Annotated in this window: 19 protein-coding genes; 7 read left to right on the forward strand and 12 right to left on the reverse strand. The window is 72.4% G+C overall.

All coding sequences use genetic code 11. From position 1 onward, the window contains the following. Positions 1-65: 65 nt before the first annotated feature. From ACGF2V_RS26055 to ACGF2V_RS26080, 6 genes are all read right to left on the reverse strand, one after another. On the reverse strand, positions 66-1,103 hold the full coding sequence (locus tag ACGF2V_RS26055) for a DMT family transporter (RefSeq protein WP_392913220.1): 1,038 nt from the start codon (positions 1,101-1,103) through the stop codon (positions 66-68). Next, positions 1,100-1,711 (reverse strand): helix-turn-helix domain-containing protein, encoded by a 612-nt coding sequence (locus ACGF2V_RS26060; protein ID WP_362620988.1) that lies wholly within the window; start codon positions 1,709-1,711, stop codon positions 1,100-1,102. Before ACGF2V_RS26060 ends, ACGF2V_RS26055 begins: the two co-directional genes overlap by 4 nt. Positions 1,712-1,897: 186 nt before the next feature. Further along, positions 1,898-2,632: a hypothetical protein gene (locus ACGF2V_RS26065; protein ID WP_362709554.1), complete on the reverse strand. Its 735-nt coding sequence runs from the start codon at positions 2,630-2,632 to the stop codon at positions 1,898-1,900. Positions 2,633-3,493: 861 nt separating this feature from the next. Continuing rightward, positions 3,494-5,143 (reverse strand): phospho-sugar mutase, encoded by a 1,650-nt coding sequence (locus tag ACGF2V_RS26070; RefSeq protein ID WP_362620992.1) that lies wholly within the window; start codon positions 5,141-5,143, stop codon positions 3,494-3,496. A gap of 251 nt (positions 5,144-5,394) precedes the next feature. After that, the gene (locus ACGF2V_RS26075; RefSeq protein ID WP_362620994.1) at positions 5,395-6,216 is read right to left on the reverse strand and encodes a purine-nucleoside phosphorylase; all 822 of its coding nucleotides are present in this window, start codon (positions 6,214-6,216) and stop codon (positions 5,395-5,397) included. Positions 6,217-6,596: 380 nt separating this feature from the next. After that, positions 6,597-7,034 carry a gamma-glutamylcyclotransferase gene (locus ACGF2V_RS26080; protein ID WP_362620995.1) on the reverse strand — a complete coding sequence of 146 codons (438 nt, stop codon included), beginning with the start codon at positions 7,032-7,034 and terminating at the stop codon, positions 6,597-6,599. Between the two features lie 353 nt (positions 7,035-7,387). Here ACGF2V_RS26080 and ACGF2V_RS26085 point away from each other — a divergent pair, with 353 nt between their 5' ends. Together ACGF2V_RS26085 and ACGF2V_RS26090 are read left to right on the forward strand one after the other, a co-directional pair. Next, a complete protein-coding gene (locus ACGF2V_RS26085; RefSeq protein WP_362621061.1) occupies positions 7,388-8,827 on the forward strand; it encodes an NAD(P)H-quinone dehydrogenase in 1,440 nt (479 codons plus the stop codon). A gap of 242 nt (positions 8,828-9,069) precedes the next feature. Next, on the forward strand, positions 9,070-10,014 hold the full coding sequence (locus ACGF2V_RS26090) for a DeoR/GlpR family DNA-binding transcription regulator (RefSeq protein ID WP_392913268.1): 945 nt from the start codon (positions 9,070-9,072) through the stop codon (positions 10,012-10,014). Between the two features lie 206 nt (positions 10,015-10,220). Here ACGF2V_RS26090 and ACGF2V_RS26095 read toward each other — a convergent pair whose 3' ends face one another. After that, a complete protein-coding gene (locus ACGF2V_RS26095) occupies positions 10,221-10,784 on the reverse strand; it encodes a TetR/AcrR family transcriptional regulator (protein WP_389044624.1) in 564 nt (187 codons plus the stop codon). Between the two features lie 304 nt (positions 10,785-11,088). Then, positions 11,089-12,852 carry a biotin carboxylase N-terminal domain-containing protein gene (locus tag ACGF2V_RS26100; protein WP_362621000.1) on the reverse strand — a complete coding sequence of 588 codons (1,764 nt, stop codon included), beginning with the start codon at positions 12,850-12,852 and terminating at the stop codon, positions 11,089-11,091. A gap of 433 nt (positions 12,853-13,285) precedes the next feature. On the opposite strand from ACGF2V_RS26100, the gene ACGF2V_RS26105 reads away from it, so the two are divergent. Then, positions 13,286-13,774 carry a hypothetical protein gene (locus ACGF2V_RS26105; protein WP_362621063.1) on the forward strand — a complete coding sequence of 163 codons (489 nt, stop codon included), beginning with the start codon at positions 13,286-13,288 and terminating at the stop codon, positions 13,772-13,774. A gap of 178 nt (positions 13,775-13,952) precedes the next feature. Here the strand turns inward: ACGF2V_RS26105 and ACGF2V_RS26110 are convergent, their stop codons facing one another. The 4 genes from ACGF2V_RS26110 to ACGF2V_RS26125 form a co-directional block, all read right to left on the reverse strand. Continuing rightward, positions 13,953-14,564 (reverse strand): nucleoside triphosphate pyrophosphatase, encoded by a 612-nt coding sequence (locus ACGF2V_RS26110; RefSeq protein ID WP_362621001.1) that lies wholly within the window; start codon positions 14,562-14,564, stop codon positions 13,953-13,955. Between the two features lie 214 nt (positions 14,565-14,778). Further along, on the reverse strand, positions 14,779-14,907 hold the full coding sequence (gene mmpB / locus ACGF2V_RS26115) for a morphogenic membrane protein MmpB (protein WP_362621003.1): 129 nt from the start codon (positions 14,905-14,907) through the stop codon (positions 14,779-14,781). A gap of 159 nt (positions 14,908-15,066) precedes the next feature. Then, positions 15,067-15,285 carry an acyl-CoA carboxylase subunit epsilon gene (locus tag ACGF2V_RS26120; protein ID WP_362709557.1) on the reverse strand — a complete coding sequence of 73 codons (219 nt, stop codon included), beginning with the start codon at positions 15,283-15,285 and terminating at the stop codon, positions 15,067-15,069. A 30-nt stretch (positions 15,286-15,315) separates the two neighbouring features. Continuing rightward, positions 15,316-16,908 (reverse strand): acyl-CoA carboxylase subunit beta, encoded by a 1,593-nt coding sequence (locus tag ACGF2V_RS26125; RefSeq protein ID WP_362709560.1) that lies wholly within the window; start codon positions 16,906-16,908, stop codon positions 15,316-15,318. Positions 16,909-17,083: 175 nt separating this feature from the next. Here ACGF2V_RS26125 and ACGF2V_RS26130 point away from each other — a divergent pair, with 175 nt between their 5' ends. From ACGF2V_RS26130 to ACGF2V_RS26145, 4 genes are all read left to right on the forward strand, one after another. Continuing rightward, entirely contained in the window at positions 17,084-17,947 is an 864-nt protein-coding gene (locus ACGF2V_RS26130; protein WP_362621007.1) for a biotin--[acetyl-CoA-carboxylase] ligase, read from the forward strand. 294 nt (positions 17,948-18,241) lie between these two features. Beyond that, entirely contained in the window at positions 18,242-19,414 is a 1,173-nt protein-coding gene (locus ACGF2V_RS26135; RefSeq protein ID WP_362621009.1) for an adenylate/guanylate cyclase domain-containing protein, read from the forward strand. Positions 19,415-19,744: 330 nt separating this feature from the next. Beyond that, entirely contained in the window at positions 19,745-20,566 is an 822-nt protein-coding gene (locus ACGF2V_RS26140; protein ID WP_362709562.1) for an enoyl-CoA hydratase-related protein, read from the forward strand. Positions 20,567-20,784: 218 nt separating this feature from the next. Continuing rightward, positions 20,785-21,942, forward strand: a complete 1,158-nt coding sequence (locus ACGF2V_RS26145) for a sensor domain-containing diguanylate cyclase (protein ID WP_362621013.1) — start codon at positions 20,785-20,787, stop codon at positions 21,940-21,942. Positions 21,943-22,003: the final 61 nt, after the last annotated feature.

The raw sequence follows: 22,003 nt of genomic DNA on the forward strand, positions 1-22,003 counted from the left end.
AGGTTGACGACAGGGCCGGGGTCATGTGCGGCCCGGTGGCCTCCGGGACTGCCGGGCCCTTCGGGCTACGGCCACTCGGTGGCCCTGCCACCCGTGGGCGACGGCAGTGCCACCGTGCGCCCGGTGTTCGCGCGGCAAGGCGTGCGCAGGCGACGGGCGGGGACGGTCAGCACTCCGAGGCAGGCGATGACGAGGACGATCCCGGCCCAGCCGAGGGCGGGCAGCCGCTCGCCCACGACCAGCACCGCGAACACCGCCGCCACGGCGGGCTCCAGCAGGGACAGGGTGGTCGCCGTGCTGACCGGGACGCGGGCCAGACCGAAGCCGAACAGGACGTATCCGGTGAACATCGGCACCAGCGCCATGTAGAGGCCCACGCCTGCGTTCGTCCAGGTGGCGACCAGCGGCGCCCCGGTGAGGAGCAGCATCGGCACGAGCATCAGCCCGCCCAGTCCGAACACCGAACCCATGGCCGCGCGCGACGGCACGCCTCGCGTGATGAGGCGGTGCGCCGCCCACGCGTACACGGCGTAGGTCACGCCCGCGAGCAGCCCGAGGCCCACGCCGACGACGGTCCGGACGGCCGAGCCCGTACCGGGCCCGGATCCCGAGCCGACCCGCGCCGCCTCGGCCGCGCACAGCAGCACGGTGCCGATCAGCCCCAGTGCCGCGCCCGCCATCCAGCGCCGGGACAGGCGCCGCCGATCGACGCCCCGTTCGATCAGCGCGGAGGCCAGTGGGGCCGAGCCGATGGAGATGACCGTGCCCACCGCGACACCGGCCAGATGCATGGAGGTGTAGAACGCCAACGGGTACAGCGCCACCCCGGCTCCGCCCACGAGCACGGTCCGCCACCCCGCCCGGAGGTCCGTGCGCACCCGCGCGATGCTCCGCCCGGCCACCGCCGCCTGGAGCAGCCCGCCCAGGCCCATCGCCGCGGCACCGATCGCCAGCGGCCCCACCTGTGGTGCGAAGGTCGCCGCGGTGCCCGTGGTGCCCCACAGCACCGAGGCCACCAGCACGGCGAGCGCGCCCGCCCCTGCCCCCGTTCCCGGCCCGGCTCCTGTCCTTCTTCCGGAGGCACGTGCGGCGGGTCGCGTCACAGGTCGTCCACCAGGCGCGCCGCCAGGTCGCGGGCATGCCGCATGCGCGTGCCGTCCCCTTCGAGGCCCGCGCGGACGATGGCGCCTTCGAGCAGGAAGGCCAGGTGTTCGGCCGTGGCGCGGATCTTCTCCTCCTGGCCGGGCAGCAGTTCTGCCAGGTGCCCGGCCAGGATGTCCTCCACCTCTTCCTTGTGCCGGCGCACCACCGTCCGGCCCTCGTGACCGCTCGGCAGTTCGGCGGCGGCGTTGAGCAGTCCGCACCCCCGGAAGCCGTGCTCGTAGGCGAGTCGGGCGTGGTCGGCGTACGCGTCGAAGACGGCGAGCACGGCCTCGCGCGGACCCCGTGCGCCGGCCAGGCGCTCCTGGTAGAGGCCGAGCCATTCCTCGTGCCGGGCCTGGAGGTAGGCGCGGACCAGATCGGCCTTGGAGTCGAAGTTGTTGTAGAGACTCATCTTCGCCACGCCGGCCTCGGCCGTGATCGTGTCGATTCCCGTCGCCGCCACGCCGTCGGCGTAGAACCGGCGCGCCGCGGCATCGAGGATCCGGGCCCGTGCGGCCCCGCGCCTGCGCGTCACGGGCCGTTCCTCGGCGGCTTCCGTCTCGGACATGGCTACCCCTCTCCGTCATTAGGTAGACCAGTCTATCTAATGACGGAGAGGGTGAGGGGAGAGGGTGAGGTGTGTGAAGGGCGCCCGGCTCGATTCCGGCGGTCCGGGGCCCGTGTCATGTCGTGCGGTGGGAGGGGTGGTTCATGCCATGAGGCGGTGGTTCACGCGGTGAGGCGGGTGGGCGGTTCAGTAGTCCCAGTCGTCCCAGCCGCCTCCGTGTCCGTGCCGAACCACACGGAAGCTCGCGCCCACGCCGTTGAACACGGACACGCCTCCCTGGACGTGCTGCGGGATCACTCCGGAGGTGTCGCCGTACGGCCCGACGACGGCGATCGGCCCACCGTTGTCGCAGGTCGCCCCGGAGAAGACCTCGACGGTCATCCGGCTCTCGTTGAAGATGTTGAAGCTCGTGGAGCCGAGGCCGCTGGCCGCGGTGACGCAGCCGTCGGGGTAGGCGGGGTACGTGCGCTCGTTGAAGTGGATGCGGCCCACCTTGTGGCCCCTGTCGTATCCGCCGCCGTCTCCTCCGTCGCTCTCGTGGTCCTGGCCCTCGTCGTGGCCCCCGCCCCGCCCGTAACCCCCGTCGTCCTCGTCGTCGCCCTGGTCGTTGCCGCGATCCCCGCCATCGTCGCGCACCTGGCCCTCGTCGCCCCCTTCCTCCCCGCGCCCGCGCTCGTCGCCTCTGCTCTTGCTCTCGGCGCCGTTCGCCCCGGTGTCGCCCTTGTCGGCCTTCTGGGGGGTGGCCACCTCGTGCGCGGCCGGGGCGGGGGCGGCGGCCTGCCGGGCGACCGCCGGGGTCTCGGGCTTCTCGGTGCCGTCGGCCGAGGCGAAGGTGGAGTTGGTGGCGGCCAGGGCCGCCGCGGCCGCGGCGGCGACGGCGACGGTGGTGGTGGCCGTGATGATGGTGGAACGTGTGACCATGTCACTTCCTCCTGTCTGAGGGAGGTTGGCTGGGTAGCCGACCCGCTACCGAACGTACTTATGGTCATCTTTTGTGTCATGTCGGGCATATCGAACGGCTGGCGTCCGGGTGTCGAGTGGTTCGGCGCGCGGCGTCCCGCCGGGGCGTGACGACCGGGGCTCGGCGACGAGACGACGAAAACGCCGGGCGGTCGAGGGTCGATGTCCACCGCGCGCACAGCCGCGACGGAGCCGCGACGCGCACAGCAGCCCACGACGGGTCCTGTGGATGAGAGGCGCGGAGGGTGTGGGTCGGGAAGCCCGTCGGAGAGGCGGTCGGTGAATTGGCCCTTCGGGCGCTGAGCCGTCTTCTGCCGCTGGGGGCTGGGCCCTCGCGTTCTGGGCCGGCGCCGGAGCCCTGGACTCGCCCTCGGTGTCATGGCTGCGCTGCTGCCCGGTGGCCTCGCCGCGGTCGCCACGGTCGCCATATGGCGACCGCCCCGACCCGACCCGCCCCGACCCGCCCCGACCCGCCCCGCCCCGCCCCGGCCCCGCGGATCGGGGCAGGTCGGGACGATGGGGTGACGCTGCTCGCCGCTCTCGTCGGCTCATCGCCCGGTTGGCCCGGAACGGCGGCAACTATGCCTCTATTTGGGTGAGTTGAGGAAGCCGTTCAATCGTGTGCGCCTCGGTGGCCGGGACGGTGCGCGGCCTGCGCGGGGAGCGGCTGGTGACGTCCCTCCACGACCGAGTGCTGTCCCGTTGGGGAGGGCGCCGGGTTCCGGCCCGGGCATCCGGACGCCGGGTTCCCGGCCCGGGCGCTCCGGCGCCAGGCCCCGGACCCGGTCCTCCCGAAGGCAGGTCCGGGCCCGGGACCCCGTGTCAGATCCCGGCCGCCGCCGCCAGGTCCCGCTTGATTCCGGCGAGCAGCCGGGCTCCCTCCGCACGGGCCTCGGGCAGGCCGTCCGCCGAACCGACCGGCACCACGACCTCCAGGTAGCACTTCAGCTTCGGCTCGGTGCCGCTGGGACGGACGATCACCCGGGCGCCCCGGAGGTGGTAGCGCAGCCCGTCGGTGGGCGGCAGCTGCGCGCTGCCCCGCGTCAGGTCCTCGGCCGAGACGACGTCGATGCCGCCGAGCGAGGCGGGCGGACGCTCGCGCAGCCGCCGCATGGCCTCGGAGATGACCGACAGGTCCTCCACCCGCACCGACAACTGGTCGGTCGCATGCAGCCCGTGCTCGACCGCCAGGTCGTCGAGGAGGTCGAGGAGCGTACGGTCCCGCTCCTTGAGGACGGAGGCGAGTTCGGCGACGAGCAGCGCCGCCGTGATGCCGTCCTTGTCACGCACGCCCTCCGGGTCGACGCAGTAGCCGAGCGCCTCCTCGTATCCGTACCGCAGGCCGTCCACCCGGGCGATCCATTTGAAGCCGGTCAGCGTCTCCTCGTACCCGAGGCCCGCCCGCTCGGCGATCTTCCCGAGCAGCGAGGACGACACGATCGACTCGGCGAACACGCCCGTCGCGCCCCGGTCCACCAGATGCGCGGCGAGCAGCGCGCCGACCTCGTCGCCGCGCAGCATCCGCCAGCCCCCGTCGGCAGCCGGGTCCGGGACGGCGACGGCGCAGCGGTCGGCGTCCGGGTCGTTGGCGATGACGAGATCGGGTTCGACCCGGCGCGCGGTGGCGAAGGCGAGATCCATCGCACCGGGCTCCTCCGGGTTGGGGAAGGCGACGGTGGGGAACGCCGGGTCGGGATCGGCCTGCTCGGCGACGAGCACCGGCTCCGGGAATCCGGCGCGGGCGAAGGCGGCGGTCAGCACGGAGGTGCCGACGCCGTGCATCGCCGTGTACACGACCCGGGCGGTGCGCGGCGATCCGGGGGCGAGCACGGCGTCCGTACGGGCCAGGTACGCGTCCAGGACCTCGTCGCCGAGGATCTCCCAGCCGTCGTCCGGGCGGGGCACGGTGTCCAGCGGGCCGACCGCGGCGATCTCGGCGGCGATCCGGGCGTCCGCCGGGGGGACGATCTGCGAGCCGTCGCCGAGATAGACCTTGTAGCCGTTGTCGCGCGGCGGATTGTGGCTGGCGGTCACCTCGATGCCCGCGACGGCCCCCAGATGCCGTATGGCGTACGCGAGCACGGGAGTGGGCAGCGGACGCGGGAGCACGGCCGCGCGCAGGCCCGCGCCGGTCATCACGGCGGCGGTGTCGCGCGCGAAGTCGGCCGACTTGTACCGGGCGTCGTACCCGATGACGACGAGCCCGTCGCCCTGTCCCTCGGCCTTGAGGTACGCGGCGAGCCCGGCTGCCGCCCGGATGACGACGGCGCGGTTCATCCGCATCGGCCCGGCCCCCAGCTCTCCGCGCAGCCCGGCCGTGCCGAACTGGAGCGTGCCGGCGAACCGCGCGGCGATCTCGGCGGTGCTCTCGGCGTCCTCGGCGTCGAGGAGCCCGGCCAGCTCGTCACGGGTCTCGGGGTCGGGATCCTCGGCGAGCCACGTCCTGGCCCGGGCCATGAGGTCCTGCTGCATGGATCCGCCTTTCTGCGGGGGTGGGTTGGGGGGTGCCGACGCCTGTCGGGGCGCGGCATCCGTTCCGGGGCCGTCGCGCCCGCCGCGCCGGGCCGGTGCCTGCCGTGTCGGGTCGACAGCCGCTGTGGCCGGCCGGTGCCTGCCATGTCGCGCAGGACGCGCACGCCGCGATCGGTGTCCGTCGCGCCCGGCCGGTTCGTGCCGTGCGCAGTCGGTTCTGCCGTGCCCGGCCGACATCCGCCGTGCCCGGCTCAGATCCGTTCGAGCACCCGGGCCAGCAGCGTGCCCATCCGTGCGGCGGAGTCCCGCCCCGCCTGGAGCACCTCCTCGTGGTTGAGCGGTTCGCCGCTCAGCCCGGCCGCCAGGTTGGTGACCAGCGAGATGCCCAGCACCTCGGCCCCCGCCTCGCGTGCGGCGATCGCCTCCAGCACGGTGGACATGCCGACCAGGTCGCCGCCCATGACCCGGACCATGTTGATCTCGGCGGGCGTCTCGTAGTGCGGGCCGGGGAACTGCACGTACACACCCTCTTCGAGGGTCTCGTCGATCTCCTTGCACAGTGCGCGCAGCCGCGGCGAGTACAGGTCGGTCAGGTCGACGAAGTTGGCACCGACGATGGGCGACGCCGCCGTCAGGTTGATGTGGTCGCTGATCAGGACCGGCTGGCCGGGGCGCATGCCCTCGCGCAGCCCGCCGCACCCGTTGGTCAGGACGACGGTCTTGCAGCCCGCCGCGACGGCGGTGCGCACCCCGTGCGCGACGGCGGCGACGCCACGGCCCTCGTAGAAGTGCGTACGGCCCAGGAACACCAGGGCCCGCTTCTCGCCGATCCGGTACGAACGGATCGTGCCGCCGTGTCCCTGTACGGCGGGCGCCGGGAATCCGGGGAGTTCGGTCACCGGGAACTCGGCCTCCGGAGTGCCGAGCGCGTCGCCCGCCGGGGCCCAGCCGGAACCCATCACGAGCGCGACATCGTGGGTCTCGGTACCGGTCAGCTCGCGCAAGCGGGCGGCGGCGTCGGCGGCGGCCTGGGGACCGCCCTGGATGTTGTCCGGAATAACTGATGCGTTCACGCGGACGAGCGTAACCGCTGATTCCCTACGCGCGTAGATGCCCACGTGCAGAGACTGCGCAGGCTTTCTCGTGCAATCACACAAAATTGCCGGTGGGGAGGGGAATTTCGGACGCGTACAGGCCGGAACGGTTCAAGCGGCCGATCACGGCGCGGCCGGGATCGGCCGCATCACCGGACCCGTACCCATCAGGACCGGTACGGACCAGTACCGGCTACGGACCGGAACCAGGGAGCAGGAGGACGGGGCCTGCACGAACCGGGGCCGGTGCGGATCGGAGCTCCTACGAAGCAGGTCCGGCGCCGTCAGGTCCGGCACCGCCAGGACCTGACCGCCAGGCACGGCCACGGTCGGTCGGCACGGTCGGGTCCGGCGCCGGGTCAGCAGGGGCGCTTGCGCAGTTCCATCACGTAGTCGTGCGGTGCGCCCGCGGATTCCGCCGCGTCCGCGATCTCGCCCAGGTAGCGGGCGGACGGCAGCCCGCCCTCGTATCCGTTCAGCACGTACATCCAGGCCGGTTCCTCACCGTCCAGGGTGTGCACGCGCACCCGCATCCGCCGGTAGACGTCGAGGCCGACACCCTCCCAGCGGTCCATGGAGTCCTCGTCCATCGGCGCGATGTCGTACAGCGCCACGAAGACCTGGGAGCGGGGGGCCTCCACCAGCGTGGCGAGCGCGCCTTCCCAGCCCATCTGCTCCCCGCCGAAGGTCAGCCGCCAGCCGTTGAGCCAGCCCGTGCCGCGCAGCGGGGAATGTGGTGCGCGGCGCGTCATCAGCCGCGCGTCGAGGTTGCCGGCGTACGCGGCGTAGAGCGACATGTGATCGAGGGTACGGGAGGTCACGGCCGGAACGCCGATTCCGGGGCGGAAGAGCCCTTACGGGGTCGCGAGGCCGCCGCTCACGGGCTCGCCGAGGCCGCCGCGGGTGGCCGGGGCCCGCCGGACGGCGCGCCTTCCCGGCAAACCTTTCCGCGGTACTGGCCGACCCGTTCGCGGCGGCCGGCACGCGGGGGTGGGACGGGGCCTCGCGCACGGATGGAGGGCCCCGGGGCGAAGCACCTTGGCGCGTGCGGGACAATGAAGTACGTACTGCATTCCCCCGGGGCGATCCCCCGGACCCCCGGCCGGGGTGGCGGACGGCCGCGGGATGACACATGCGAGGCGGACTTTTCGTGACCCGGATCGTGATCATCGGCGGCGGACCCGGCGGCTACGAGGCGGCGCTGGTGGGCGCCCAGCTCGGCGCGGAGGTGACCGTCGTCGACTGCGACGGCCTCGGCGGCGCGTCCGTGCTCACCGACTGCGTGCCCTCGAAGACGCTGATCGCCACGGCGGAAGTGATGACCACCTTCGACTCCTCGTACGAGGAACTGGGCATCATCGTCGCCGACGACACCCCCCACATCGACCAGCCGGCCCGCGTGGTCGGCGTCGACCTCGGCAAGGTCAACCGGCGTGTGAAGCGCCTGGCGCTCGCCCAGTCCCACGACATCACCGCCTCGGTGACCCGCGCGGGCGCGCGGGTGGTGCGCGGCCGGGGCCGCCTGGAGGGCCTCCAGGCGGCCGACGGCTCCCGTACGGTCCTCGTGACCGCCGCCGACGGCACGGAGGAGCGGCTCACCGCCGACGCCGTGCTGATCGCGACCGGCGGCCACCCCCGGGAGATACCGGACGCGCAGCCCGACGGCGAACGCATCCTCAACTGGACCCAGGTCTACGACCTCGACGAACTCCCCGAGGAGCTCATCGTGGTCGGCTCCGGTGTGACGGGCGCCGAGTTCGCGGGCGCGTACCAGGCGCTCGGCTCGCGCGTCACCCTGGTCTCGTCGCGCGACCGGGTGCTGCCGGGCGAGGACCCGGACGCCGCCGCCGTGCTGGAGGACGTCTTCCGGCGCCGCGGCATGAACGTCATGGCCCGCTCCCGCGCCCAGGCCGCCAAGCGCGTCGGCGACCGGGTGGAGGTCACCCTGGCCGATGGACGGGTCATCTCCGGCACGCACTGCCTGATGGCCGTCGGAGCGATCCCGAACAGCGCGGGCATGGGCCTGGAGGACGCCGGGGTCCGGCTCAAGGAGTCCGGCCACATCTGGACCGACAAGGTCTCCCGCACCACCGCCCCCGGCATCTACGCGGCCGGTGACGTCACCGGGGTCTTCGCTCTCGCCTCGGTCGCCGCCATGCAGGGCCGGATCGCGATGTACCACTTCCTCGGCGACGCGGTGGCCCCGCTGGACCTGAAGACGGTGTCCTCCAACGTCTTCACCGACCCGGAGATCGCCACCGTCGGCTACACCCAGGCCGATGTCGACTCCGGCGCGATCGACGCCCGGGTGGTCAAGCTGCCGCTGCTGCGCAACCCGCGCGCCAAGATGCAGGGCATCCGCGACGGCTTCGTCAAGATCTTCTGCCGTCCCGGCACCGGCATCGTGGTCGGCGGCTGCGTCGTCGCGCCGCGCGCCAGCGAGCTGATTCACCCGATTTCGATCGCGGTCGACAACAATTTGACGGTGGAGCAGATCGCAAACACGTTCACCGTGTACCCGTCCTTGTCGGGTTCGATCGCGGAAGTGGCCCGGCAGTTGCACACCCGCAAGCGGGCGGGCGACGCGTAGGGTCCGGCGTACCTCCGGCGTACCTCCGAAACCCGGCGGTCACCGGGCGGGACTCGGCAACTCGGGCCAGGGAACGGCCGTCGGACGACCAGTACGGAACAACAACAGGGCTGCTTATACCACTTGATGACCCCTTGTGTGCGCAACTTCTGTTATTCGGTGCAAAGTGCTGAAAACACTCGGGCGATCGCGTTACTGTCAGTTTCGTGTTCGCTGCAGAACGTCGCCAATTGATCCTCGAAATGGTGCGCGCCAACGGGGCGGTATCGCTCCGTGAGCTCGCCCGCGTCGTCCAGACCTCCGAAGTGACCGTACGGCGGGACGTGCGGGCGTTGGAGTCGGAAGGACTCCTCGACCGCCGGCACGGCGGTGCGGTACTGCCGGGTGGGTTCACGCGGGATTCCGGCTTCCCGCAGAAGTCCCATCTCGCCACGGCGGAGAAGACCGCCATCGCCGATGTGGCCGCCGGACTCGTCGAAGAGGGCGAGGCCATTGTCGTGGGGGCCGGTACGACCACGCAGGAGCTGGCCCGAAGGCTCGCGCGTGTGCCCGGCCTGACCGTCGTGACCAACTCCCTGCTGGTCGCCCAGGCGCTGGCCCATGCCAACCGGGTGGAAGTGGTGATGACCGGCGGCACGCTGCGCGGTTCGAACTACGCGCTGGTGGGCAGCGGGGCCGAGCAGTCCCTCCAGGGGCTGCGGGTCTCGCGGGCGTTCCTCTCCGGGAGCGGGCTCACCGCGGAGCGCGGCCTCTCCACGTCCAACATGCTCTCGGCGAGCGTGGACCGGGCCCTGGTGCAGGCCGCGGCGGAGGTGGTGGTTCTGGCGGACCACACCAAGCTCGGTTCCGACACCATGTTCCAGACGGTGCCGACGGACCTCATCACCCGTCTCGTGACGGACGAGCCGCCCGCCCACGACGACCGCGCCGCCACCGAACTCCAGGCCCTGGCGGACCAGGGGGTGCAGATCGCGGTGGCCGGCGCGGGGAGCGGCCCGACGGCGGCCGAGGCGCCGCCGTCGGGACGGCAGGCGCGCCGCGACATGCCGCTGCCCGGCCAGCGCCGCGCCCGCGGCGGCAGCCCCGGGAAGCCGGGGGCGCAACCCCTGCGCGGCGCCGCGGTGCTGCCGGACCAGGGGCAGGCGCCGCAGGACCGGGCAAGGGTGGCGGACCTGCGACGCCGATAGGGCGCTCCGGGGAGCCGCGCGCCCCCTGGAAGCGCGCGGCCCATGGGGCGGTAGGGGCCGGTGCCGGCTGGTACGGGTCGTTACGGGTCCGACGGGGCCGTTACGGGGGCGATGGGGGCCCGGACGAGCCGCAGCGCCTGACATGGCCTGACACGGTCCGATGCGGCCCGGCGGGGTCGACGGAACCGGTGGGGTGTGCGTGAGGCTCAACCGCCCTGCGCGCCGGGCCCTTTCAGTCCGCGCAGGGTCAACATCAGGAGGCGGTCGGCCAGTTCGGGGTCGTCAGGCGACTGTTCCGACGCCAGCGCGATCGCGTTCGTCAGCTGCATCAGGTCGTCGATGGAGACCTCGGCCCGTACGGCCCCGCACGCCTGAGCCCGCGCGAGCAGGGCCGCGCCCGCCTCGCGCAGCGGCACATTGCACTGCGCGAGGGCCGAAGTCTCGTCCCGGCACGTCGACATGAGCGCCTGCGCCAGGCCCCGGTACGCGCCCGCGTGGGTGATGATCGCGCCCAGCCACTCCACCAGACCCCGGCACGGCTGCTCGGCCGCCGCGAGTTCGCGCGAACGCCTGATCAGCTCGGCCAGGGCCTCCTGGAAGACGGCGTTCATCAGCGCGTGCCGGTTCGGGAAGTGCCGGTACAGCGTCCCGATCCCGACCCCCGCACGGCGCGCGATGTCCTCCAGGGCCGCGTCGGTGCCGTGTTCCGAGAAGGCGCTACGGGCCGCGCTCAGCAGCCGGTCGTAGTTCCGGCGCGCGTCGGCACGCATGGGCCGGGACGGCGTCCGCGCCGTGCTCGTCGCCGTGCTCGTCACCATCGGGCCTCCCTCGTCATCCGCCCCGTGATCCAGGATGCCATCGTGGACGGGCGGGCCGGGGCTCCTCGCGCGAACGAACGGGCCCCCGCGGGTGCCTTTCGGCCTCGCGGGGGCCCGGTGCGGAACGTCCGGCGCGCAACCTCCGGCACGGAACGCACGGTGGGGTCCGGACACCGCTGCGGACGCCGGGCGGACGCCGTCCGTGAGATCGCGGACGGCGGCCCGTGACGACCCGGGGCGGCGTTTTCTGCGGACGTCAGTCCTTGATCTCGCAGATCACGGCACCGGAGGAGATGGAGCTGCCGACCTCGGTGGTGAGGCCCTTGATGGTGCCGGCGCGGTGGGCGTTCAACGGCTGCTCCATCTTCATGGCCTCCAGGACGACGACGAGGTCGCCCTCCTGCACCTGCTGGCCCTCCTCCACGGCGATCTTGACGATGGTGCCCTGCATCGGGGAGGCCAGGGTGTCGCCGGAGACCGCGGAGCCGGCCTTCTTCGCCGCACGGCGCTTGGGCTTGGCGCCCGCCGCGAGACCGGTGCGGGCCAGGCTCATGCCGAGCGACGACGGCAGCGAGACCTCCAGGCGCTTGCCGCCGACCTCGACGACGACGGTCTCGCGCCCCGTCTCCTCCTCCGCCTCCACGTCGGCGGGGGCGGCGAAGGGCTTGATCTCGTTGACGAACTCGGTCTCGATCCAGCGGGTGTGGATCTTGAACGGGGTGCCGTCGGCCGGGGCGAACGCCGGGTCGGCGACGACCGCGCGGTGGAACGGAATGGCGGTGGCCATGCCCTCGACGTCGAACTCGGCCAGCGCCCGGGCCGCCCGCTGAAGGGCCTGCTCACGGGTCGCGCCGGTCACGATCAGCTTCGCCAGCAGCGAGTCCCAGGCGGGGCCGATCACGCTGCCGGACTCCACGCCCGCGTCCAGGCGGACGCCGGGACCGGACGGCGGGGCGAACACGGTCACCGTGCCCGGGGCGGGCAGGAAGCCCCGGCCCGGGTCCTCGCCGTTGATCCGGAACTCGAAGGAGTGACCCCGCACGGCCGGGTCGCCGTAGCCGAGCTCCTCGCCGTCGGCGATGCGGAACATCTCGCGCACGAGGTCGAGGCCGGTGACCTCCTCGGTGACCGGGTGCTCGACCTGGAGGCGGGTGTTGACCTCCAGGAAGGAGATGGTGCCGTCCGCGCCGACCAGGAACTCGACCGTCCCCGCACCGACGTAACCGGCCTCCTTGAGGATGGCCTTCGATGCGGCGTAGAGCTCGGCGTTCTGCTTCTCGGAGAGGAACGGCGCGGGCGCCTCCTCGACCAGCTTCTGGTGGCGGCGCTGGAGCGAGCAGTCACGGGTGGAGACCACGACCACGTTGCCGTGCTTGTCCGCCAGGCACTGCGTCTCGACGTGGCGCGGCTTGTCCAGGTAGCGCTCGACGAAGCACTCGCCGCGGCCGAACGCGGCCACGGCCTCGCGGACCGCGGAGTCGTACAGCTCCGGGATCTCCTCCAGCGTGCGCGCCACCTTCAGCCCGCGGCCGCCACCGCCGAAGGCGGCCTTGATCGCGATCGGCAGCCCGTGCTGCTCGGCGAACGCCACGACCTCGGCGGAGCCCCCGACCGGGTCGGGCGTGCCGGCCACCAGCGGGGCGCCGGCGCGCTGCGCGATGTGACGGGCGGCCACCTTGTCACCGAGGTCCCGGATGGCCTGCGGCGGCGGGCCGATCCAGGTCAGGCCCGCGTCGATGACGGCCTGGGCGAACTCGGCGTTCTCCGACAGGAAGCCGTAGCCCGGGTGGATCGCGTCGGCCCCCGAGTCCTTGGCGGCCTGGAGCACCTTGGCCATGTCCAGATAGCTGGTGGCGGGGGTGTCACCGCCCAGGGCGAATGCCTCGTCGGCCGCGCGGACGTGCAGAGCGTCACGGTCCGGGTCGGCGTAGACGGCTACGCTCCCGATCCCGGCGTCCCGGCATGCCCGGGCTACGCGGACAGCGATTTCGCCACGGTTGGCGATGAGCACCTTGCGCACGATGGCTCCCTCCTTGAAACAAGCTGAGTTTAGGGACTACCGACACGGCGCTACGACCCGTCCCCAATGGTGAGCTTGCCCACACGGAGTGTGATTCGAGGCTTGCTCAAGTCGCGAAATCCCTTGTGGCACCACGGTACGCCGGGATTCATGACCGCACAGTAGCCACGAGGTGTGGTCCGGGTCTCTGTTCATGCGACCAGCCGCGTTCGGTGTTTCTTTGTGGAGTCCCCACTAATGGACGAACGATTCTTTGCCCGGCGCACGAAAGGGCGCCAGCCGTGTGGGTGTGGGAGGGGGAGTGGTGGGGGCGGGTGGGGTCCGGGCCGCGCGAAGTCTTGTCCCGGGCGTTACCCGTTAGTAGGGTCCGCGCTGTCGGGCGTACTGCAGGTAACACACCAGGGGTACTAGTGACTAGGGAGTGTGCGTCGTGATGCGCAGACCGGTGGCGTTCGTGGCCGCGCTCGCGCTGCTCGTGGAAGCCGTGGGCGTCGTGCTCGTCAACGGCGTTCTCGCGACGGTCGTCGAGAACCAGGACATGTCCCTGGCCGGTCTCGAATCCGGCGCTATGTCGGGTGGCACATGGGCCATGGGCGGCGTGTCGGGCCTCGGCCTGCTGCTGTGCGGGCTGGTCCTGCTGCTGATCGGCGTGCGCGACCGGGCCCCGGGGCGGTTCGGCCGCATCGCGCTGATCGTCTGCGCCGTGGCACACGGGTTGCTGGGCGCGCTGGCCGTGGGGCTGCTCGGCTGGACCGTGTTCGCGTGTCTGATGGTGGTGCTCGGGCTGATCGTGCTGACGCTGGTGATGTACGGCCCCGGGAGCGGCCGGCCCCTCGGCACCGGACCGTCCGCCGCCGCCGACGGCCCCGCGGACGGCGGATCCGTGGACGGGGCCGGGCAGGGTGCCCCCGCGCCGGTCTGACCGGCGACGGCCCGGTCGGCCGGGTCTGGTCGGGTCTGGTCGGTGACGGCCCGGCCGACTGGGTCCGGTCGGCGATGACATGGCCGACTGCGGTCTGACCGGCTGGGGTCCGACCGGCGATTGGCTGATCGCTTGGTCGGCTGTGGCCTGACGGGAGGGGCTGGGCTGGGCGGAGGGCTCAGGCCCACAGGTCGGTGACGGAGATACCCAGTTCGCCCAGGAGCCGGCGCAGCAGCGGCAGCGAGAGCCCGATGACGTTGCCGTGGTCGCCCTCGATCGAGTCGACGAACGGGGCCGAACGGCCGTCCAGGGTGAACGCGCCCGCCACGTGGAGGGGCTCGCCGGAGGCCACGTAGGCGGCGATCTCGGCGTCCGTCGGTTCACCGAAGCGGACGGTCGTGGACGCGGTGGCCGAGGCCGTGCGTCCGGTGGCGGTGTCGACCACGCTGTGGCCGGTACGCAGCACACCGGCCCGGCCGCGCATGGACTTCCAGCGGGCGGTGGCCTCCTCGGCGTCGGCGGGCTTGCCGAGCGCCTCGCCGTCGAGTTCGAGCACCGAGTCGCACCCGATGACCAGGGCGCCGGCCGTCTCCGGCAGGCCGGCCACGGCCGCTGCCTTCGCCTCGGCGAGCACCAGCGCCAGTTCGGCCGGTGTCGGGGCGCTCAGCGCGTCCTCGTCCACGCCGCTGACGATCACCTCGGGCGCGAATCCGGCCTGCCGCAGCAAACCGAGACGGGCGGGGGAAGCGGAGGCGAGCACGAGACGGCGCTGATCTGTCATACGCGCCATCGTAGAAGGGGCGGGACGCCATCCGGCCCGCCGGTCCGCCTGTCCGGGCCGGGCCCCGGGCCCAAGTGCACCCGGACCAAAGTCTGCGCGGGCCGAACTCCCGCGCCGGCCGAACCCGGACCGAAGTCCAAGGGGACCGAAGTGCACCCGGGGCCGCTGCCCACCCGGACCGAAGTTCGGTCCCGGCCCCACCGAGGTCCGTCCGTTCCGGCTCTCAGCGTGTTCCGAGCGCCAGCATCGCGACGAGCATCGCGAGAGCGAGCACCAGGCCCGCGCGCCGGATCATGTCCTGGGCGTCGCGCAGTTCCTTCGGCGGCTTGTTCTCGGGATCGGACCACAGCATGATCCGATCTTGCGGCGATGACGCACCACGGCGCCTGAGTACAGGTACTCAGGCGCCGTGGTGCCTACGGGCCAGATCGCGCTCGTGGCCACCGTCCGGTGCGTTCGAAGGACGTGAAGGACGTACCGACTGCGCACAGGATCGCCCGTGCCCGGCGCGTCACCCGGGCCAGTACGTCCGTGCCCAGGCGCGCGGCCCCGGCACATGGCGCGCACGGCGGGCGATGCGTCCCGGGTCGGCCCACTGCCCGGGCAGCACCGACGCGCCGGAGGTCCTGTCGGACGCCGCTGCCGCCGTCGTCGCGGCGCGCGCCCGGACCACCGTGAGCGCGGCGGCCAGCTCCTCGGGACTCGGGTTGCCCCGTACGACCTTGATCATGGCAATGACCCTTTCCGCAGGGGGAGTTGTCTAGAGGGGGATGTTGCCGTGCTTCTTCGGGGGCAGGGACTCCCGCTTCGTGCGCAGTTGGCGCAGCGCCCTCACGACGTGGGCGCGGGTGTCGGACGGCATGATCACCGCGTCGACGTAGCCGCGCTCGGCCGCCACGTACGGGTTGAGCAGCGTGTCCTCGTAGTCGGCGATCAGCTCGGCGCGGAGCGCCTCCGCCTCCTTGGGGTCCGTGGCGGCGGCGATCGTCCGGCGGTGCAGGATGTTCACCGCGCCCTGCGCGCCCATGACGGCGATCTGGGCGGTCGGCCAGGCCAGGTTGATGTCGGCGCCCAGGTGCTTGGAGCCCATCACGTCGTACGCGCCGCCGAACGCCTTGCGGGTGATCACCGTGATCAGCGGGACGGTCGCCTCCGCGTAGGCGTAGATCAGCTTGGCGCCCCGGCGGATGATGCCGCCGTACTCCTGGTCGACGCCGGGCAGGAAGCCGGGGACGTCGACGAAGGTCAGCACGGGCACGTTGAACGCGTCGCAGGTGCGGACGAACCGGGCAGCCTTCTCGCTCGCGTTGATGTCGAGGCAGCCCGCGAACTGCATCGGCTGGTTCGCGACGACGCCGACCGGACAGCCCTCGACCCGCCCGAAGCCGGTGATGATGTTCGGCGCGAACAGGGCCTGGGTCTCCAGGAATTCGCCGTCGTCCAGCACGTGCTCGATGGCGGCGTGCATGTCGTACGGCTGGTTCGCGGAGTCCGGGATGAGCGTGTCGAGCTCGCGGTCCTCGTCGGTGGTGGTGAGGTCCGCCTCCTCGGGGTAGGACGGCGGCTCCGAAAGGTTGTTCGAAGGAAGGTACGACAACAGCGACTTGACGTACTCGATGGCGTCCTTCTCGTCGCCCGCCATGTGGTGCGCCACGCCGGAGACGGTGTTGTGGGTGCGGGCGCCGCCGAGCTGCTCGAAACCGACGTCCTCGCCGGTGACGGTCTTGATCACGTCGGGGCCGGTGATGAACATGTGCGAGGACTGGTCGACCATGACGGTGAAGTCGGTGATCGCGGGGGAGTAGACCGCGCCGCCCGCACACGGTCCGACGATCAGCGAGATCTGCGGGACGACGCCCGAGGCGTGCACGTTGCGGCGGAAGATCTCGGCGAAGAGACCGAGCGCGACGACCCCTTCCTGGATGCGCGCGCCGCCGCCGTCGTTGATGCCGATGACCGGGCAGCCGGTCTTCAGCGCGAAGTCCATCACCTTGACGATTTTCTCACCGTAGACCTCGCCCAGCGAGCCGCCGAAGATCGTGAAGTCCTGGGAGTACACACAGACGGGACGGCCGTCGACCGTGCCGTAACCGGTGACGACGCCGTCTCCGTACGGGCGGTTCTTCTCGATGCCGAAGTTCGTCGACCGGTGCCGGGCGAACTCGTCGAGCTCCACGAAGGAACCCTCGTCGAGCAGCAGGCCGATCCGCTCCCGCGCGGTCAACTTGCCCTTCGCGTGCTGCTTCTCGACCGCCCGTGCGGAGCCCGCGTGCGTCGCCTCGTCGATACGGCGCTGCAGGTCCGCGATCTTGCCCGCGGTGGTGTGGATGTCGATCTCTTCCGGCTCGGACATCGGGTGGCGGCTCCCTGCCTGGTCACGGGGACGACGACTGTGGTGCTGATCACGATCAGGTGCTGGGCACCGGCTGATCAGGTGCTGTCAGGTTCTGGAACTCCTACTGATCCGTAGCGTATCGGCGCGGATACCGTTCGGCAGTGCGTCGTTTACCACACCTAGTCTGGCTTGCATGACACCTTCGGATGCGCACAGCCGCTGGTCGGACCTGGACCGGCCACCCCTGAACGTCCACGCGCTGCGCCGCGGGCTGCTGCGGCCGGGCGGCCTGTGGACCTCGCTCGACGTCGTGGAGACCACCGGGTCCACCAACTCCGATCTGGCCGCGCGGGCGGCGTCCGGGCTCGCCGAGGGCGCCGTGCTGGTCGCCGAGGAGCAGACGGCGGGACGCGGCCGGCTCGACCGCACCTGGACGGCCCCGGCCCGTTCGGGGCTGTTCTTCTCCGTCTTCCTCACCCCCGGCGACATCCCGGTCGCGCGGTGGGGGTGGCTGCCGCTGCTCACCGGCGTCGCCATGGCCACCGGGCTGGCCCGCGCGGCGGGCGTCGACACGGCCCTGAAGTGGCCCAACGATCTGCTCGTCACCGTGGCGGGCGAGGAACGCAAGACGGGCGGCATCCTCGCCGAGCGCGCCGGGGACGGCGTCGTCGTCGGCACCGGCCTCAACGTCACCCTGCGCGCCGCCGAACTCCCCGTCCCCGCCGCCGGATCGCTCGCCCTGGCCGGGGCCGTCTCCACCGACCGGGAGACCCTGCTGCGGGGCGTACTGCGCTCGCTGGAGCACTGGTACGGCCGGTGGCGGGAGGCCGACGGCGACGCGGCGGCCAGCGGGCTCCAGCAGGCGTATGCGGCGGGCTGCGCGACGCTCGGCCGGACGGTACGCGCCCAGTTGCCCGGCGACCGCACGCTCACCGGTGAGGCCGTGGCGATCGACGGCGACGGCCGACTGGTCCTGTCCACGGACGAGGGCCTGCGTGAACCCCTGTCCGCGGGCGACATCGTGCATCTGCGGGGCCCCGGGGACGAGCTGACCTGACGTGCCCCGGGACGTCCCACCGGGCCCACCCGCCCACCGGGTTCCGGGACGTCCTTCCGGCCGCCCACCGGGTTCCGGGCCGTCCTTGCCCGGCCGCCCCGCATTGCCCTGGACCGGTCTGCCCGGCGACCGGGAACGTCCTGCCCGGTCACCCCGGGAACGTCCTGCCCGGTCACCCCGCGACGTCGGCGTACGCCTCACGGACGTGAGCCACGGCACACCTGCCGTAAAGTTGAGGCGATCCACCGACAGATCGGGCAGGGAAGTGCGCAGGGAACGGGCAGGAGGCGGCTGGTGACCGTCGACGACACGACCTCCGGCGCGGGCGATGAGCCCCCGTCGGAACCCTCGGTCCACCCGACACCGCATCACGAAGTCGACCATACGGCGGAACCGACCGACGACCCTCTCGCGATCCGGCTGGAACAGCTCATCCTGGGCGCCGACCGCCGCTACACGCCCTTCCAGGCGGCCCGGACCGCCGGTGTCTCGATGGATCTGGCCTCCCGGTTCTGGCGGGCCATGGGCTTCGCCGACATCGGTCAGGCCCGGGCGCTCACCGAGGCCGACGTGCTGGCGCTGCGCCGCCTCGCCGGTCTCGTCGAGGCCGGTCTGCTCAGTGAGCCGATGGCGATCCAGGTCGCCCGGTCCACCGGACAGACCACCGCCCGGCTGGCGGAATGGCAGATCGACTCCTTCCTGGAAGGGCTGACCGAGCCGCCCGAGCCCGGCATGACCCGTACCGAGGTCACGTACCCGCTGATCGAACTGCTCCTCCCGGAGCTCCAGGAGTTCCTGGTGTACGTGTGGCGGCGCCAGCTGGCCGCCGCCACCGGCCGGGTCGTGCAGGCCGCCGATGACGAGGAGATGGTCGACCGGCGCCTGGCCGTGGGCTTCGCCGACCTGGTCGGCTTCACCCGGCTGACCCGGCGGCTGGAGGAGGAGGAACTCGGCGAACTGGTCGAGGCGTTCGAGACCACCGCGGCCGACCTGGTCGCCGCCCACGGCGGCCGGCTCATCAAGACCCTCGGCGACGAGGTCCTCTATTGCGCCGACGACGCCGGGACCGCCGCCGAGATCGCGCTGCGCCTGATCGAGGCGATGAACCAGGAAGAGGCCATGCCCGCGCTGCGCGTCGGCATCGCCTTCGGCACCGTCGCCACCCGCATGGGCGATGTCTTCGGTACGACGGTGAACCTCGCCAGTCGGCTGACCTCCATAGCGCCGAAGGACGCCGTGCTGGTGGACGGCGCGTTCGCGGAGGAACTGACCCGCACCGGCGACGCCCCGGCCTCCGAGGCACAGGCCGCCGAGCAGGCGGCGGCGGCCGAGCAGGAGCGCCAGGAGGGTCTGGAGCCGATGGCCCTGCCCACGTACCGCTACGGGCTGCAGCCCATGTGGCAGCGGCCGGTGCGTGGCCTCGGCGTCGTCGAACCCTGGCTGCTGGCCCGCCGGGGTACGTCCTGAGCCGCCCGTCCAGGCCGGGGTACGTCCTGAGGCTTGCCCGTCCGGCCTGCGGTACGTCCTGCCTGAGCCCGGTCGTGCCGCCCGCGGTACGTCCTGAGGCCGCTCGCGCCGCCTGCGGTACGTCAGCAATCCCGCTCGCACCGTCCGCCGTACGTCGTCCTGATGCCCGCCCGTACCGCCCGCGGCACCGTTCGCGGGGTTTTCGGGCGCCCTCGGTGTCCCGGCCGGCTCATCCGTGCGGCCTCGGCCGAACCGCCGTCGGGGCCGCCTCTGTCGGAGCCGCCTCGTAGGATCCCTCCGGTAACGATCGTTAACCGGAGGGGTGAAGTCATGACCGTCGCGTCCGTCACGTCCGAGCAACGGTTCGGGGAGTTCGTCGTCGTACGGGTCCACGAGGAGCAGGAGCACGTCGCTGAACTGGTCCTCGACCGACCCAGGGCCATGAACGCGGTGTCCACGGACATGGCCCGCTCGATCGCCGCCGCCTGCGCCGCGCTGGCCGCCGACCCCGCCGTGCGGGTCACCGTCCTCACCTCCAGCCACGAACGGGCCTTCTGCGTGGGCGCCGACCTGAAGGAGCGGAACTCCTTCACCGACGCCGAACTGCTGCGCCAGCGTCCCGTCGCCCGCGCCGCCTACACCGGGGTGCTCGAACTGCCGATGCCGACGATCGCGGCGGTGCACGGCTTCGCGCTCGGCGGCGGGTTCGAGTTGGCCCTGTCCTGCGACCTGATCGTCGCCGACCGCACGGCCGTGGTCGGCCTGCCCGAGGTCTCGGTCGGTGTCATCCCGGGTGGTGGCGGCACTCAGCTGCTGCCGCGGCGGATCGGCGCGGCGCGGGCGGCCGAGCTGGTCTTCACGGCCCGGCGGGTGGAGGCGGCCGAGGCGCACGAGACCGGTCTGGTCGACGAACTGGTGGAGGCGGGCCGGGACCGCGAGGCGGCGCTCGCGCTTGCCGGGCGGATCGCCGCCAACTCCCCGGTGGGGCTGCGGGCCGCGAAGCGGGCGCTGCGGCTCGGGCAGGGCCTCGATCTGCGGGCCGGCCTGGAGGTCGAGGACGCCGCGTGGCGGTCGGTGGCCTTCTCCGGCGACCGGGCGGAGGGCGTGGCCGCGTTCAACGAGAAGAGGAAGCCGGACTGGCCCGGCGAGTGACGCCGGGAGAAGAGCCGCGAGTGACGCCGAGCCGAGAGGCGCGAGTGACGCCGAGCCGAGAAGTGCGGGTGATGTCGAGCCGAGAAGTGCGGGCGATATCGGCGAGGAGGCGTGAGTGGTGCGGGTGAAGTGACGTTGAGTGTTCAAAGGGACACGCAGTGAATATTTTCGGTGCCTCAAGCTGATCAAATCACCACAAAACTACATAAGCTGTGGTGATGGGTGGTGAAGATGCACGGCTGCGGGCCGTGGTTGCGCTTGCGCAGGCGATGGCGGCGGCGCACACGCCTCGGGGGTCGTGGCGAGCGGCCGCGCTGGGGGCGTGCGAGGCGCTGGGCGGCACGTTCGCCGCGCTCTCCGTGTGGGAGCGCGGGCGCGGCCGGTTGCGCGTGCTGGTGAACGCGGGCGAACGGGGCGAGGGGGAGGAGGAGTTCCCCGAGGACGAGACGTATCCCGTGCACCGGTTCCCGGAGATCACCGAGTTCCTGCACGAGCGGTGGGCCGCCGGTGGCGAGCCCGACGCCTGGGTGGAGTCCGCCGATGGTCCGGTGGACGGTGCGCCGGGTGCGGGAGTGCCCGGGCGCGGGTACTGCCACCAGCGGGTGGTCGCCCTGCGTCGGCGCGGGCGCGGGTCCTGTGTGGTCGCGCCGATCGTCCTGCACGGACGGGCCTGGGGCGAGCTTTACGTGGCACGCCCGGCGGGGGAGCCGGTGTTCGGGCGGGAGGACGCGGACTTCGCCACCGTGCTGGCCGCCGTCATCGCCGCCGGTATCTCCCAGGCCGAACGGTTCGAAGAGGTCCGCAGGCTCGCCTTCACCGATCCGCTGACCGGGCTGGCCAACCGGCGCGCGGTCGACGTGCGGCTCGACGAGGCGGTGGAGCGGCACCGTGTGGACGGCGCGGTCGTCAGCCTGGTCGTCTGCGACCTCAACGGGCTGAAGCGGGTCAACGACACGCACGGTCACGCGGTCGGCGACCGGCTGCTGGAACGTTTCGGTTCGGTGCTGTCCCGTTGCGGTGCCATGCTCCCCGGCGCGCTGGCGGCACGGCTCGGTGGCGATGAGTTCTGTCTGCTCGTGATGGGCACCGAGACGGACGAGGTGATCCGGGTCGCCACCGAACTCTGTGAGCGCGCGGACGAGTTGGAGCTGGGGGACGGTGTGGCGTGCGGGATCGCCTCGACCGGCGACCCGATCGGTCCGGTGATCTCGGCGCGACGGCTCTTCCGGCTCGCGGACGCGGCGCAGTACCGGGCGAAGGCGGCCCGCTCCACGGGGCCGGTGGTGGCCGGGCGCGACGGCGAGGTGCTGCGCCTGGCCGACGCGCCGCCCCAGTCCCCGCACGAGCGACGCCATCTGCGCGGCAGCCACCGCTGACCGTCGTGCCGGTTGCCCCTGCGGTGATCCGCCGATCCGTGCGGTCGGCCGGGGCCGGGTG

The organism is Streptomyces sp. NPDC047982, from assembly GCF_043204165.1.
Lineage (GTDB): Bacteria > Actinomycetota > Actinomycetes > Streptomycetales > Streptomycetaceae > Streptomyces.